Raw genomic sequence first — 14872 nt, 5'->3', positions numbered from 1 at the left:
TTCTTCGCGGCCGCCTTCTTCGCCACCGGTGCGGCCGACTCCTGCTTCGGTGCGGAGTCGGCGGGTGGCGCGGGGTCGGGCGCGGGATCGTCGGTGCGGGCGTTCTCGCGTACGAACGTCTCGTAGATCTGCGTCAGCGACTGCTTCTGCGCGACGGTCAGCAGCGGGTCGGCCGCGATCGCGGTCGGCACGCTGTGGCCTTCGTGGTCGGAGCCGAGCAGCCCGGCCTTGAGGTACATGACCGGGGTGGAGACCCGCAGCGCCGCCGCGAGCTGGGCCAGGACCTCGGCGGACGGCTTGCGCAGGCCGCGTTCGATCTGGCTCAGGTACGGGTTGCTGATGTTCGCCTGCTCGGCGAGCTGGCGCAGGGAGATGCGGGCGTTCTCCCGCAAGTCCTTGATGAAGGCGCCGATGTCGGGACTCTGCACGCACCCCAAGCTACCCAGCGGTGCTAACAGTTGCAAGCATAATGCTTGCTCTCGCTAGCGACCTCCACCACACCGCGCTGCGGCGTGCCGCGTTCCTGCAGTTTCACGGAAAGTGCTGGAATCTCGGCGCGCATTCGTGCAACTTCCCTGAAGCTGCACGCCGCCCTCCAGGCGCGCCCTGACGCGCTATAGACGCTGGCCTATCACGTAGGAACGGAGTCCACGTGATAGGCCAGCGTCTATGGAAAAGGCGGCGCCCGCGCTCACGCCGCACGCCACTCGTGCGGCCGCGCGGATGCCGTGGTCTTCAGAGGCCCGGGTGGGGCAGGGGTCACCAGAGCCCGTGGAGGGCGCCCACGCGGCGGCCGCCGCCGAGGAGGCCGGGCTCGGCGAGGTTGGGCAGGTCGGGGGTGAGGCCGAGGCGGCGCAGGGCCGAGAGCATGACGGGGCCCCGGGCGCGGGCCGCACCGTCGTCGATCTTCAGGGCGACCGCGCCGACCCCGGGGATCGCCGCGGCCCACACTCCCTCGGCGCCGACCTTGCACACCAGGCCCGGTACGGCGCGCATGAGCTGCGCGTCCTCGCGGTCGGTGCCGCTGACCAGCTCGGGGTAGGCGCGCATGGCGTCGGCGACGGTCCGCTCCAGCGAGCCGGGCTCGCCCTCGGCGATGCGCCGGAACGCGGTGGCCAGGCCGGTGAGCGAGGTGGCGAGCACGGGTGCACCGCAGCCGTCGACACCGGTCGCGGCGGCGGACTCGCCCGCGAACTCCTCGATCGTGGCGGACAGGCGCTGCTGCAGCGGGTGGTCGGCCTGGAAGTAGTCCTCGGTGTTCCAGCCCGCGGCGACGCAGGTGAGCAGCATGCCGGAGTGCTTGCCGGAGCAGTTCATGAAGATCCGCTGCCGGACGCCGCCCACGGCGATCTTGGCGGCGTCGTCCAGCGGGAGGTCGGGCGGGCAGCGCAGGGCCGCCTCGGTGAGCCCGCCGCTGCGCAGCAGGGCCCGCACCCGGGCGAGGTGGAAGTCCTCGCCGTAGTGGCTGGAGCAGACCAGGGCCAGGTCGGCCGGGTCGGCCAGGCGCAGGCCGGCGCGCAGCATGCCGATGGCCTGCATGGGCTTGTTCGACGAGCGCGCGAAGACCGGCCCCGTCACGTCGCCCGCTGTGGCCACAGGTGTGCCGGACGCGTCCAGCACGATCACGGAGCCGCGGTGGCTCCCCTCGACGAATCCGCTGCGTTCGACCTCGACGAGGGCCACGCCGCCCTCATAAAGCTTGCCCATGTAAGGAACGCTACCGGGCTTTCACATTTCAGCTCACGCGGATGCCCAGGAGGTTGCGTGCCTCACCCGGGGTCAGCGGCGGCCGCTGGGCGAGCCGGGCGAACGCCGAGGCGCGGGCGACGAGCTGGGCGTTGGACTCCACCGGCTGGCCCTTGGCGTACGTGACGGTGTCCTCCATGCCGACCCGCAGGTGGCCGCCCGCGCCGAGCGAGGTGAGAAGCACCGGCAGCGTGGCCCGGCCGATGCCGGTGGCCGAGAACGTGGTGCCCTCGGGCAGGTCGCGCAGGGCCTGCTGGCAGGCGATCAGGGCGGCGGCGGTGCCGGGCATCCCGCCGGGGACGCCCATCACGAAGTCGACGTGCACGTGGCCGCCGGCGGGCAGGCCGTACTTGTCGAGCAGGCGGGCCAGCGACCACAGGTGGCCCAGGTCGAAGATCTCGTACTCGGGGACGATGCCGCGTTCCTGCATGCGGGTGTGCAGGTCGACGATGAACTCCCAGCGGTTGAGGAAGACGTCCTCACCGAAGTTGACCGTGCCCATGGTGCAGCTGGCCATGTCGGGGGCGGCGTCGAGCACGGCCAGCCGGGCCGACTCGGGGTCGTGCACCGAGCCGCCGCTGGACAGCTGGACGATCAGGTCGGTGCCCGCCCGGATCGCGGCGACGGTGTCGCGCAGGCGGCCCGGGTCGAGGCTGGGCCGGGCGTTCTCGTCACGGATGTGCACGTGCACCACGCTCGCGCCGACCGCCTCGCACTCCTTGGCGGTGGCGACCAGCTCGTCCAGGGTCACCGGCAGCGCGGGGACGTCAGCCTTGGCGGACTCCGCGCCCGTGGGCGCGACGGTGATCAGGGTGCCGTTGCTCATGGGCGCATCTTTCCACAAGACCTTCAGTCAGGGTCAATAGCCGCCGTAGATTCTCCGGCGGACAGGGGGGTCTCGCCGGAGATATTGCGCTTCATGACCGCGAGCGCGATCGGGCCGAGTTCGGCGTGCCGGGCCGCGGTGCCGACGAATCCGACGGTACGCCCGTCGGCGGTCACCTCGGTCCCCTTCGCCGGCAGCTCGTCGGTGCCGATCCCGTCCAGGTGCAGCAGCCGCAGCGCGCGGGGCGGCCGCCCCAGGTGGTGCACCCTGGCCACCGTCTCCTGGCCCCGGTAGCAGCCCTTCTCCAGGTGCACCGCGACGGCGGTCAGGTCGACCTCGGACGGCAGCGTCCGGTGGTCGGTGTCGACGCCGACCCGGGCCTGCTTCGCGGCTGCCCGCACCGCCTCGTACGCCCACAGCCCGGCCCGGGGCAGGTCCAGCTCCGCCAGGGTCTGCTCGGCGGTGGCGCGCGGCAGCAGCAGGTCGACGACGGGAGTGTCGCCGAGGCTGCGGCGGCGCAGGAAGCCGCCGCCGGGGAGGGGGCGCAGGCCGTACACACTGGTGGGGCGGGGTGGCACGGAGCCGGTGTGGAACTTGGCCTCGGGCACCGGGAGCACGTCGGGCTCGGCCGGGACCGCCACGCCCAGGCGGACCACCGCGGCGAGCGCGCCCGGCCCGACCACGCTGTACAGCGCGAGGTCGGCGGGTTTGATCTCCACCTGGGTGAAGAAGCGCATCCTGGTGAGGAAGCCGACCAGGTCGTCGGCGGTGCCCGGCTCGACGTCGGCCCAGAGCGTGCCGTCGAGTTCGGACAGCCACAGCTCGTGCTCGATGTGCCCGTGCGGCGACAGCACCAGGGTGCGGGTGCCCTGCCCGTCGGCCAGCGAGGTCAGGTGCTGCGTGGTCAGGTTGTGCAGGAAGCTCAGCCGCTCCGGGCCGGTCAGCGCCAGCACGCCGCGGTGCGAGCGGTCCACCACCGCGGCACCGGTGAGCAGGGTGCGCTGCTCGCGCAGCGGGTCGCCCAGGTGCGCCGCGACGGGCGCGTCCGGCGAGGCCGGGTCGAGCTGGCCGACGGTGGTCGGGGTGCCCATCACACACATCCTCCGCACAGCCCGAACAGGGCCACGTGTCCCAGGTCCATCCGGAAGCCGCGCTCGGTCAGCAGCCGCTCGGCCAGCGGGGCCAGCTCCGACTGCTCCAGCTCGGTCACCGTCTCGCAGTTGCGGCACACCAGGTGCACATGCCTGCTGGCCGCCGCGTCGTGGTACGTCGGGGCGCCGTGCGACAGGTGCACGTGGGTGACCAGCCCCAGCTCCTCCAGCAGCTCCAGCGTGCGGTACACGGTGGTGATGTTGACCCCCGGGTTGACCTGGCTCACCGCGGCGTGCACCTGCTCGGGCGTCGAGTGTTCGAGCTGGCGCACCGCGTCGAGGACGAGCTGGCGCTGAGGGGTGAGGCGCAGGCCGCGATCGCGTAGGAGGTTCGCGAGTTCGGCGGAGCCACGATCCGGCATCGTCCGATCATAGTTCGCGGGTGGGCGTAGCATTCCGGCCTGTGGCAGAGCCTGTGTTGGTAGTGCTGGGCCGGGGCGTGGTGCCGGCCGACACCCCCGTCCTACGCGCCGATGATCTCGGGGTGCTGCGCGGTGACGGCATCTTCGAGACGATGCACGTACGCGACGGCGCCGACGGCCTCCCCCACCCGTGGCTGCTCGACGAGCACCTGGCCCGGATGGCCCGCTCGGCCGCGCGGATGGACCTGGCCCTGCCCGAGGCGCGGGTGCTGCGCGAGCTGGCCGCGCTGGCCTGCGAGCAGTGGCCCGCCGGGACCGAGGGCGCGGTGCGGCTGGTGTGCACGCGCGGCGCCGAATCGGCCGCCGCCACCGGCGGCCCGGTGACCTGCTTCGCCACGGTCAACCCGGTCGGGCCGTCGTCGCTGGCCGCCCGCCGGGACGGGGTGGCGGTCGCGGCCCTGACCCTGGGCTTCCCCGCCGCGGCGCGCACGCCGGCGCCGTGGCTGCTGGGCGGCGTCAAGTCGCTGTCGTACGCGGTGAACATGGCCTCGCTGCGCTGGGCCGCCGCGCACGGCGTCGACGACGTGCTGTGGGTGTCGGAGGACGGCTTCGCGCTGGAGGCGCCGACGTCCACGCTGGTCTGGCTGGAAGGCGACACGCTGTACACGGTGCCGGTGGCCGAGACCGGCATCCTGCCCGGGACCACCGCCGCGCACCTGCTGGCTACCGCGGGTCAGCTGGGGCTGTCCGCCGGGCAGCGGATGGTCACCCCGGCCGAGCTGCGCGGGACCGACGGGGCCTGGCTGCTGTCGAGCGTGCGCGGCATCGCGGAGATCCGCACCGTCGACGGCGCCACGCTGCCGCCGTCGGCGCTGACCGGCAAGCTGCGCGAGCACCTCGGCTTCTCGGCGTAGCGGCCCGGCCCCGCCCGGCCCGGCCCCGCTCTGCTCGCTCCGCACTTGGCATTGACGCTGGCCTATCCAGAGGACGGATTCCGCGATCGGCTCCTCCAGATAGGCCAGCGTCGATGCTAAGTGGGCCGCCCACACCCAGCCGGTCCGGGCTACTGAACGATCGATCAGGTGACGTAGGGTTCGGGGCATGACCTCGCACGCGTACCTTCTCGACGCGGTCCGGACCCCGTTCGGCCGGCACAAGGGCGGCCTGTCCGGCGTACGCGCCGACGACCTGGCCGCCGCGCCCCTGATCGCGCTGCTCAAACGCCACCCCGAGCTGGACCCGGCGCTGGTGGAGGACGTGATCCTCGGCGACGCCAACGGCGCGGGCGAGGACAACCGCAACGTGGCCCGCATGGCGGCGCTGCTGGCCGGCCTGCCGGTGACGGTGCCGGGCGCGACGGTCAACCGCCTGTGCGCCGCCGGGGCCGAGGCCATCGTGCAGGCGTCCCGGGCCGTACGCTCCGGCGACGCCGACCTGATCATGGCCGGTGGCGTGGAGAGCATGAGCCGGGCCCCGTTCGTCATGCCCAAGCCCGACGTGCCCTTCCCCGCCGAGGCGAAGCTGTGGAACACGCAGCTCGGCTGGCGCATGGTCAACCCGAAGTTCTCCGACGCCTGGACCGTGCCGCTGGGCGTCGCCGCCGAGCAGGTCGCCAAGGACCTGGGCATCGGCCGCGAGGAGCAGGACGCCTGGGCGCTGCGTTCGCACCAGCGCGCCGCGGCGGCCTGGGACGCGGGCCGGTTCGACGACCGGATCGTCGAGGTCGCCGGGGTGACCCGGGACGAGTCGGTCCGCCCGGACACCTCGCTGGCGGCGCTGGCCAAGCTCAAGCCCGCGTTCAGCCGCGACGGCGCGGTGACGGCGGGCAACTCCTCGCCGGTCAACGACGGCGCGAGCGCCGCCCTAGTCGGCTCCGAGGCCGCGGCCCGGCGCCTGGGTGTCGAGCCGCTCGGTCGCATCGTGGCCAGCGCCGTGGTCGGCGTCTCGCCCGAGCGCTTCTCCGTCGGCCCGGTGCCCGCGATCCGCGCGCTGCTGGCCAGGACGAACCTGTCGGTCGGCGACATCGCGCTGTGGGAGCTGAACGAGGCGTTCGCCGCGATGGTGCTCAGCTGCCTGCACGACCTCCCGGAGCTGGACCGCGACCTGGTGAACGTGGACGGCGGCGCCATCGCGTACGGCCACCCGCTGGGCGCCTCCGCCCCGCGCGTGCTGTTCGACCTGTGCCACAGCCTGCGCCGCCGCGGCGGCGGCTACGGCATCGCGGCGGCCTGCATCGGCGTCGGCCAGGGACAGGCGGTGCTGGTCCATGTCGAGTGACGCGCCGGCCGGCCCGGCCCTGCCCGAGGACCCGTTCTCGCTGCTGCCGCCCGAGCACCGGGAACGCTTCGTGACCCTGTCGCAGGAGTTCGCCGCCTCCGGCCGCGAGCCCGCCGCCCCGCGCGACGCCGCGACGGTGGTGCTGATCCGCCCCGACCGGACCGTGTTCCTGATGCAGCGGCTGCGCAGCCTCGCCTTCGGCGGCCTGTGGACCTTCCCGGGCGGTGCGCTGGAGCCGGGCGAGACCCCCGCCGAGGCGGCGGTCCGCGAGATCTTCGAAGAGACGGGGGTACGGCTGGAGCCCGGCGCCCTGGTCGCCTGGGACCGCTGGCTCACCCCGCTGTTCGAGCCCCGCCGCTACGACACCTGGTTCTTCCTCGCCGCGATGCCCGACGGCCAGGAGGCCGCGCTGCCGGAGTTCGAGGCCGACCGCGTCCGCTGGGTCACCCCCGAGGACGCCCTGGCCGAGTTCGCCGCCGGCGAGCTCCCCATGATCCCCCCGACCCTGGTCACCCTGCGCAGCCTCACCGCCCACCCCGACGTGCCCGCCATGCTGGCCACCCCCCGCGACGTCTCCACCCCCTACATGCCCACCCTCTGACCGAGACCCTGTTGGAGTTGCCGGGCAATCAGGCGTATCTTGCGAGGTCATTGCCCCGCTTGCCGGGCAACTTGAACGATCGCGGGGACGGAGAAGCCCGCGTCGGCGGGTGCCGACGCGGGCTTCTCGAGCGGGGGTTCGCGGATCAGCCGAAGCGGCCGGTGATGTAGTCCTCGGTGCGCTTGTCGCCCGGGTTGGTGAAGATCCGGCCGGTCTCGTTGAACTCGACCAGGCGGCCGTGGCGCACCCCGGCCTCGTCCAGCTCCGCGGTGAAGAACGCGGTGTGGTGGCTGACGCGGGCGGCCTGCTGCATGTTGTGGGTGACGATCACGATGGTGTACGTCCCGGCGAGGTCGTGCATCAGGTCCTCGATCTTGCCGGTGGCGATCGGGTCGAGCGCGGAGCACGGCTCGTCCATCAGGATCACCTCGGGTCGTACCGCGATGGCGCGGGCGATGCAGAGCCGCTGCTGCTGACCGCCGGACAGGGCCAGGCCGCTCGCCTTCAGCTTGTCCTTGACCTCGTCCCACAGGGCCGCGCCGCGCAAGGCCTGCTCGACCCGGTCGTCGAGGTTGTCCTTGATCCCGTTGATCTTCATGCCGTACGCCACGTTGTCGTAGATCGACTTCGGGAACGGGTTCGGCTTCTGGAACACCATGCCGATCCGGCGGCGCACCTGGATCGGGTCGACGTCGGCGGCGTAGAGGTCCTGCCCGTGGAAGGTGACCTTGCCAGCCACCCGGGCGCCCGGCACCAGGTCGTTCATCCGGTTCAGCGAGCGCAGCACGGTGCTCTTGCCGCAGCCGGAGGGGCCGATGAGCGCGGTGATCTGGTGCTCGCGCACGGCCATGGTCGTGTTGCGTACGGCTTCGTAGTTGCCGTAGAAGACGCTGACGTCCTCCAGTTGCATCACCGGCTTGGCGGACGCGGTCGGCATGGCTGGCGCGGCTCCCGGGAGAAGGGTCGACAGGGTGAAGTCGGTGCTGGTCATCATGGGTACCTCAACGTTCCTTGATCGCGAAGCGGCTGGAGATCAGGCGGGCGACGACCGTGAACAGCAGCACGATCACCATCAGCGTGAGCGCGGCGCCCCATGCACGCAGCTCCGCGCCCGGGTAGGGCTCGGTCGCGTTGTTGAAGATCTGCGCGGGCAGCGCCGTGTTCTGGCCGGAGAGGCTCCAGTTCACCTCGAAGGTGATGCCCATGACCACGATGAGCGGCGCGGTCTCACCGGCCGCGCGAGCGATGGCGAGCATGACGCCGCTGACGATGCCCGAGATCGCGGCGGGCAGCACCACCGAGACGGTGGTCTTCCAGCGCCGGGCCCCCAGCGCGGCGCTGGCCTGGCGCAGTTCGTCCGGGACCAGACGCAGCATCTCCTCGGTGCTGCGGATGATCACGGGGAGCATCAGGCAGGCCAGGGCCAGCGCTCCGGCGAAGGCGGACTTCTCCTTCACGTTGAGCACCCAGATCACCAGGATGAACAGGCCCATGACGATCGAGGGCACACCGGTCATGACGTCGGCCATGGTGCGCACGAGCCGCGCCAGCGGCCGCTGCTTGCCGTACTCGTTCAGGTAGATCGCACCGAGTACGCCGAGCGGGATGGCCATCGCCGCCGCGGTGCCGGTGGTCAGCAGGGTGCCGACGATGGCGGGGGCCATGCCGCCGCCCAGGCGCCGCGCCGAGCGCGGGATGTCGGAGGTCAGGAAGTCCCCGTCGAGGACGCCGCCGCCCTTGCGGATGACGTAGTACACGACCAGCCCCAGCGGGATGACCGCGATCAGCAGGGCCAGCATCATCAGGACCTTGCTGAAGTTGTCGACCAGCCGCCGGCGCAGCGGCAGCGAGGAGCGACGCAGGTCGAGTGGGGCCGACGCGGCCGCCGTGGGGCGGCTGGCGGTGGAGACGCTCATGCCCCGGCTCCCTTCATCCGGATCTCGGCGCGCCGGACGACGACCCGGGCGAGCAGGTTCACGGCGACGGTGAGGAGGAACAGGACCACGCCCATGCCGATCAGTGACGCGCGCAGGTCGCCGGAGGCCTCACCGAAGAGGTTGACGATCACGGCCGGCAGCGCGTAACCGCTCTGGAAGAGGTTGGGCGTGATCTGCACGGCGCTTCCGATGACCAGGGCGACCGCGATGGTCTCGCCCATGGCCCGGCCGAGGCCGAGGATCACCGCGCCGACGACACCGCCGAAGCTGTGCGGCAGCACCGCACCCTTGATCATCTCCCAGCGGGTGGCGCCGAGGGCGTACGCGGCCTGCTTGTCCGAGTTCGGGACGGTCGCGAACACCTCGCGGCTGATCGAGGTGATGATCGGAATGATCATGATGGCGACGATCAGGCCCGCCGTCATGAAGTTGCGGCCGCTGGTGACCGTCTCGCCGAAGAGGGAGCCGACCACGGGGATGCCGCCGAGCGTGTCGTGCAGCCACTCGTACACCGGGACCAGCGCGGGCGCGGCGACGAGGATGCCCCACAGGCCGAACACCACCGAGGGCACCGCCGCGAGCAGGTCGATCAGCAGGACGACGGAGCCGCGGACCCGGCGCGGGGCCAGCTCGGTCAGGAACAGCGCGATGCCGATCGACACCGGCACGGCCACCAGGAGCGCGATCACCGAGACGATGACGGTGCCGTAGAGGAACGTCAGGGAGCCGTACTGGGGGTGCAGTGGACCGGCCTCGTCCGGGTCGTTCGGGACCCAGGTCGAGCTGGTGAAGAACTCCTTGGTCAGCGCCGGCAGCGCCTGCTGCAGCATGCTCGCCAGGATCAGCCCGAGGATCACCAGGACGGCGAGCCCCGCGGAAACGCACAAAGCCCAGAAGAGCCGGTCGGCGTGGCGGCCGGGATCCTTCCGGGTCAGGGTGGCGGTTTTGTCTACGACAGTCATCTCTTCTCCGAGGGGTGGCCGTGGCCGATGGGAGCGGGCTCCGGGTGGAGCCCGCTCCCATCAGGTCAAGCTCGGATCAGCTTCAGCTGATCTTGTCCAGCTGGGCGAGCGCCTTGGCCTGCAGCTCGGCGGGCAGCACCGCGTAGTGCAGCTCGGCGGCCAGGGCCTTGCCGTCGGTCAGGACGTACTTCACGAACGCCTTGACCAGCGCGGCCTTCTTCGGGTCGTCGTACTTCGGCTTGACCAGGATGTAGGTCGGCGCCGTGATCGGGTACGCGGCGGCACCGGCGGCGTTCAGCGGGTTGTACGACAGGTCGTCCTTGATCTCGGCACCGGCGAGCGCGGCGGTGGCGCCCTCCAGGGTCGGGGCCACGAACTGGCCGTCCTTGTTCTTGATCGAGGCGAACTTCAGGCCCGAGTCGGTCGCGTCGGCGAGGTCGACGTAGCCGATGCCGCCGTCGGCGGCCTTGATCAGCTGCGCCACACCGGTGTTCTTCTGCCCGGCCTGGGTGTCGGCGGCCCACGCGACGGTGTCGCCCGAGCCGAGCTTCCAGGTGGTGGGCGCCGCGGCGGCCAGGTACTTGGTGAAGTTGCTGGTGGTGCCCGAGGCGTCGCCGCGGTGCGCGACGGTGATCGCGGTGGCCGGCAGGGTCACGCCCGGGTTGTCCGTGGCGATCTCCGGCGCGTTCCAGACCTTGATCTCACGCTGGAAGATCTTGGCCAGGGTGTCGGCCGACAGCTGGAGCTTGTCGAGGCCCTTGACGTTGTACGACACCGTGATCGGCGCCGCGACGGTCGGGACGTACAGGAACGAGCCGGCGGCCACGCCGTCGGTGTCCTTGACCGAGCTGTCGGTGCCCGCGAAGTCGGTCAGGCCCTGCCCGAACTCCTTCTTGCCGGCACCCGAGCCGATCGAGTTATAGGTGACCGTGAGGCCCTTGGCCTCGTCCTTGAGCTGGGTGATGACTTCCTGGTAGTAGGTGTTCGGGAAGCTGGCGCCCGAACCCTTCAGCTCACCGGTGAGGGCGGCTACTCCACCCGCGTTGGCGCTTGCGGACGGATCGGTGGCGGGGTCGTCCTTCGACGAGCAACCGGCAAGAGCGAGCGCAGCGACCGCGACGCCAGCAAGAACGCGCCGGGAGAGCACGATACGGTTCACTTCAGGGGTGCCTTCCTAGTCGGGATGCAGGCCGTCGCCGGCCCGACCCCGACGATGCACGCCCCAGGTGGACGGGCGGTCGGCCCCAGGTGAACATAGGGTGAACAGGCAAAACAACGCCGATGTCGCGCGACTCAGCACGGCGTAGCCAGGAAGTGAACGGGTCCGTTTCGTACCGGCCCAACGCCCTCTCTAGGCGGCCAGCCACTTCTCGAACGATGACCGCTCATAGACGCCGGGTGGCCAGCCACGGCCTTCTTGCCGCAGTCTCTGCAGATACGACCAGGCGGTGTCCGCATCCACCATCCCCGAGCGGCAGGCCGCTCGGAGCAGTTCGAAGGTGGTGACGATCCTGATCCCCTGCTCACGAGCGATCACCGAGACCGCCCTGTCATCACTGACGAAGATGCCGCGCAAAGACCGGCTTGCCATGATCGCCAAGGTCTCGGACTCGCCGAGGTGGCGGAACGGTCCGTCGCCGGGTCGGGCCAGCCGGGTCCGGAAGGCCCGAGTCATGACGTGCTCGGTAGGGCTCTGCGGCCTCAGCGGATCACCGAAAATGCCATGGGCATCCGCCAACGACTCCAGGCCAGGAACTTTCGCCGACTGATCGCACTCCGAGGCCACCGTCGCACACCACGCGCCGTTGTCCTTGACGAGTTTTGCCAGCAGGTCCATGCGGTTGAGAAGCGCGAAGTTGATCAGAACCGTATTGTCGGGTAGCACCAGCAGCGAAGACACCGGACTCCTACAGGCCCAGTGCGCTGGTGAGCGCATCCGCTGACATGGGTGCCGATGGCGCCGGTTCATCGATCTCCAACGTGCTCTCCGGTACCCCGAGCATCCAGGCCAGTGTCGCCTTCGGCAGCACGCCCCTGGCGATCAGCGTTACGTGGGCCTGCTGCAACGCCAGCGGAAACCGCCGCGTCGCCGCATCCTCCATCCGCCTTGTAACCGGATCGCTGAACTGATCATGATCCCAGTGCTGCCGGATCAACCGCTGCGTCGGCTGGTTCCTCCATTCTTCGACGACGCGCGGCACTGGGATGTGCAGGCTTCGCAGCCGGTTCGCCAGCGCACTAGTGGAGATGCCCCGCTCCCAGATCGCGTCGGCCAGCGCCTCGACCGTGCTCTCGGCCCAACCCCGCGCCCGCATCTGCGCCTCAGGCAGCAGCAGTTCGGCCGCGAAGGCGTTCGCGGCTTCTTCATGGCGATCCCGCTCACTGCCGGAGGTCTCCGGGTCAGTGTGCCCCTGCGACAGGTGCCCCAGTTCGTGAGCCAAGGACCAGTTCTGGCGAAACCAGTTCCCGTCTGCGGGTACCAGGATCACTCCCCTTCCAGAGAGCGTGAAACTGTACGACGTCGACAATCCGGGTAGCCGGACGACGTCGACACCGAGCCTCTCCTCCAAGCGACTGATGAACGGCCTGACGAACCCCTCGCCGAGGGCATCGGACACGTCGGTGACTCTTGAGGGGATGCGTGAAGACGACAGAGCCGCGTTCGAAACCTGGCGATAGGCAAGCGCCACATCGTCGAGAACGTCTTGATCACCGCTGGCCCCACTCACCTGGTGTCGACCTGTCGCCAGGTCGAAGTCATGCCGGGCAACCATGCGCAGGCGCAGTGGGTCGCCCTCTCCCGTGATCAAGTAGTGGACGTCGACACCAAGATATATCGCGATGCGAGCTACTTCGATCGCAGAAAATCCGCGCTGGCCACTGAGAGAACGCGAGAAGGCGTCTGGCGTCATCTCGACGCTCGCGGCGACTTCCCGATGCGTCCGGTCAGTCGGTAGCAGCGCTCGAACTCGCTCCCCGATGCTGTCTGCCATACCCTGCAGGGTAGCGCCGCCGTTGGTAAATTCCCAACGTCATCAAAAGGTCAGACAGTACTTGTCCGTCACATACTCACAACTCTTCTCCTCCGTTTTCACCAAGTGACGCCTAACCGCCGTAGAACATCCGGCAGAGGGCGGCGACCAGGGCGAATCCGACCAGCCCGGCGCCGATCAGCAGGCGCCGCCGCGAGGTCGACTTGGCCCGCTCCCACAGCAGCGCGGCCTCGTCGCCCACGGTCAGCGTCTTCGCGTACGACGGCTGCGGCAGCTCCGGCACCGGCAGCGCCCGGTCGAGGTCCAGCCGGATGTCGCGCACTCCCGCGTCGGCGGCCTCCCGGTCGAACAGCTGCCGCAGGTAGCGGTCCGCGGCGGTGCCGGCGGGCTCGCCCCGGCGGGTGTCGGTCCGGCGCAGCCGCGGCCACCGCGCGGCGACCACGGTCAGCAGCTCGCGCGCCATGCTCTGGCCGGCCTGCTCCTCGCCCTCCAGCAGGCGGGCGCCGCGCTCCAGGGGCCGCAACCGGCGCTCCACCCAGGCGGTGAAGTCGGCGGGCACGGCCCACGGGTCCCGGGGTTCGGTATCTGCCACGTCCTAGATGGTGGACCGTGGCGCCCCGGTGCGGAACCCTCAGATCCGTTGGAACAGAACGTCTGTCGACCACCGGGCGAAGCCGAGCCGGGTGTACAGGGCGACCGCGGCGTGGTTGGACTCGTCCACATACAGCATGACCTGGTCCAGGCCGTGCGAGCGCAGGTGCCGCAGCCCGGCGGAGGTCAGCGCGCGGCCCAGCCCGCTGCCGTGCTCGGCCGGGTCCACGCCCAGCACGTACACCTCGCCGATCGGGTCGTGGTGGTGCGGGTGCTCGCCGCCCTCGCCCCGCAGCTCCCCGTGCACCTTGGTCCAGTGGAACCCGACCAGCCTGCCCTCCCGTTCGGCCAGCAGGAACCCGGCCGGGTCGAACCACGGCTCGGCCATCCGCACCCGCAGGTCCGCCGGGGTCCACCGCCCCTGCTCGGGATGGTCGGCGAAGGCGCGGGCGTTCAGCGCGAGCCACTGCTCCTCGTCGGCGCCCGGCCGGAACGGTCGCAGCACCACCCCGTCGGGCAGCACCGGCGCCGGCATCTCGGCGTACAGCGAGCGGCGCAGCTGCCACAGCACCCGGGCCCGCCGGAAGTTCAGCGACAGCGCCAGCGCGCTGGCCGACGGATGGTCGCCGTGCGCCCACAGCCGCAGCCGCCCCGCCGGATCCGCTTCGCCGGCGGCCGCGAGCGCCGCCAGCACCAGCGCACGCCCCAGCCCGTGCCGCCGCCCCATCGGATGCACCACCAGCTCCGCAGACGGCCCGTCGACCACGTCAGTGGTATCGACATGGGCATACCCCGCGAGCCGCCCACCCCGCTCCCGGGCGATCAGATGCACCGAAGGAACGTCACCCCCGTGCCGCAGGTGCAGCACAGTGTGCTCGGACAACGGAAAAGCGCCATCGGTGTCCCCGGCCGCGCTGGCAAGCTCCAGCACCGTCCCCACCTCGTCGGCGCTGAGCCTGACCCGCCGCTCTACCTGGCACGACTCGCTGGACATGCCCGAAGCCTAGCCGTGCACTGTTAAAGCCCTTCGACACCGACCCGCACCAAACCGATCGCCGCCCACCGCCATGTCCTTGGGATACCGACCCGCACTAAACCGATCGCCGCCCACCGCCATGTCCTTGGGACACCGACCCGCGACAAGCGATCGGCCGCCGACCGCATCGGTAAAGGCGCGTGACATCGCCGAAGGCGATGCAGCGCCGCGCCGATGCGGTCGGCTGAGAGGCCGATCGCCGCGCCCGCGGAGGCGGGCGCCAGCAGCGGAGGCGGGCGCCAGCAGCAGAGCCGGGCGCCAGCAGCTCAGTAGAGGTCGGCGAGGAGCTGGTCGGCGAGGGCGTTCTCGCGGTCGGCCAGGGACTGGCGCGACGACGGGACGACGAACTTGTAGCCGACCTGGCGTACGGTGCCGATCATGGCTTCGTAC

The 14872-nt window shown here is 71.0% G+C and carries 15 protein-coding genes and 2 pseudogenes; 3 read left to right on the top strand and 14 right to left on the bottom strand.

Going from position 1 to position 14872, the window contains the following annotated elements; genetic code table 11:
* Positions 1–95: 95 nt before the first annotated feature.
* From QEZ54_RS03830 to QEZ54_RS03810, 5 genes and pseudogenes are all read right to left on the bottom strand, one after another.
* Positions 96–437, bottom strand: a pseudogene (locus tag QEZ54_RS03830) (helix-turn-helix transcriptional regulator); the annotation flags it as partial.
* 322 nt (positions 438–759) lie between these two features.
* Complete coding sequence (locus QEZ54_RS03825) at positions 760–1707, bottom strand: asparaginase (RefSeq protein WP_281303066.1); 948 nt, start codon at positions 1705–1707, stop codon at positions 760–762.
* 28 nt (positions 1708–1735) lie between these two features.
* Entirely contained in the window at positions 1736–2572 is an 837-nt protein-coding gene (locus QEZ54_RS03820) for a 3-keto-5-aminohexanoate cleavage protein (protein WP_281303065.1), read from the bottom strand.
* A 23-nt stretch (positions 2573–2595) separates the two neighbouring features.
* Positions 2596–3663 carry a folate-binding protein gene (locus tag QEZ54_RS03815; RefSeq protein ID WP_281303064.1) on the bottom strand — a complete coding sequence of 356 codons (1068 nt, stop codon included), beginning with the start codon at positions 3661–3663 and terminating at the stop codon, positions 2596–2598.
* Positions 3663–4085: a transcriptional repressor gene (locus tag QEZ54_RS03810; RefSeq protein ID WP_281303063.1), complete on the bottom strand. Its 423-nt coding sequence runs from the start codon at positions 4083–4085 to the stop codon at positions 3663–3665. Before QEZ54_RS03810 ends, QEZ54_RS03815 begins: the two co-directional genes overlap by 1 nt.
* A gap of 41 nt (positions 4086–4126) precedes the next feature.
* Between QEZ54_RS03810 and QEZ54_RS03805 the strand changes: the two genes are divergently transcribed.
* From QEZ54_RS03805 to QEZ54_RS03795, 3 genes are all read left to right on the top strand, one after another.
* Positions 4127–4999 carry an aminotransferase class IV gene (locus QEZ54_RS03805; protein WP_281303062.1) on the top strand — a complete coding sequence of 291 codons (873 nt, stop codon included), beginning with the start codon at positions 4127–4129 and terminating at the stop codon, positions 4997–4999.
* 187 nt (positions 5000–5186) lie between these two features.
* Complete coding sequence (locus QEZ54_RS03800) at positions 5187–6362, top strand: thiolase family protein (RefSeq protein WP_281303061.1); 1176 nt, start codon at positions 5187–5189, stop codon at positions 6360–6362.
* On the top strand, positions 6352–6963 hold the full coding sequence (locus QEZ54_RS03795) for an NUDIX hydrolase (protein ID WP_281303060.1): 612 nt from the start codon (positions 6352–6354) through the stop codon (positions 6961–6963). Before QEZ54_RS03800 ends, QEZ54_RS03795 begins: the two co-directional genes overlap by 11 nt.
* 145 nt (positions 6964–7108) lie before the next feature.
* On the opposite strand, the gene pstB is transcribed toward QEZ54_RS03795, so the two are convergent.
* From pstB to QEZ54_RS03750, 9 genes and pseudogenes are all read right to left on the bottom strand, one after another.
* Positions 7109–7900 (bottom strand): phosphate ABC transporter ATP-binding protein PstB, encoded by a 792-nt coding sequence (gene pstB / locus QEZ54_RS03790; protein WP_281303536.1) that lies wholly within the window; start codon positions 7898–7900, stop codon positions 7109–7111.
* A 64-nt stretch (positions 7901–7964) separates the two neighbouring features.
* A complete protein-coding gene (gene pstA / locus QEZ54_RS03785; protein WP_281303059.1) occupies positions 7965–8879 on the bottom strand; it encodes a phosphate ABC transporter permease PstA in 915 nt (304 codons plus the stop codon).
* A complete protein-coding gene (gene pstC / locus QEZ54_RS03780; protein ID WP_281303058.1) occupies positions 8876–9862 on the bottom strand; it encodes a phosphate ABC transporter permease subunit PstC in 987 nt (328 codons plus the stop codon). The genes pstA and pstC overlap by 4 nt, the downstream gene beginning before the upstream one ends.
* A gap of 82 nt (positions 9863–9944) precedes the next feature.
* Positions 9945–11021, bottom strand: a complete 1077-nt coding sequence (gene pstS / locus QEZ54_RS03775; protein ID WP_281303057.1) for a phosphate ABC transporter substrate-binding protein PstS — start codon at positions 11019–11021, stop codon at positions 9945–9947.
* Positions 11022–11213: 192 nt separating this feature from the next.
* On the bottom strand, positions 11214–11762 hold the full coding sequence (locus QEZ54_RS03770; RefSeq protein ID WP_281303056.1) for a hypothetical protein: 549 nt from the start codon (positions 11760–11762) through the stop codon (positions 11214–11216).
* Positions 11763–11769: 7 nt separating this feature from the next.
* Positions 11770–12855, bottom strand: a complete 1086-nt coding sequence (locus tag QEZ54_RS03765; RefSeq protein WP_281303055.1) for an ImmA/IrrE family metallo-endopeptidase — start codon at positions 12853–12855, stop codon at positions 11770–11772.
* A 112-nt stretch (positions 12856–12967) separates the two neighbouring features.
* Positions 12968–13447, bottom strand: a complete 480-nt coding sequence (locus QEZ54_RS03760; RefSeq protein ID WP_281303054.1) for a hypothetical protein — start codon at positions 13445–13447, stop codon at positions 12968–12970.
* Positions 13448–13486: 39 nt separating this feature from the next.
* A complete protein-coding gene (gene mshD, locus QEZ54_RS03755; protein ID WP_281303053.1) occupies positions 13487–14440 on the bottom strand; it encodes a mycothiol synthase in 954 nt (317 codons plus the stop codon).
* 308 nt (positions 14441–14748) lie between these two features.
* Positions 14749–14872: pseudogene (locus tag QEZ54_RS03750) on the bottom strand (DNA-binding response regulator); the annotation flags it as partial.

Source organism: Catellatospora sp. KI3 (assembly GCF_029948125.1).
GTDB lineage: Bacteria > Actinomycetota > Actinomycetes > Mycobacteriales > Micromonosporaceae > Catellatospora.
The sequence above is the reverse complement of the archived record's forward strand: the minus strand, read 5'-3'. Positions and strand labels throughout refer to the sequence as shown.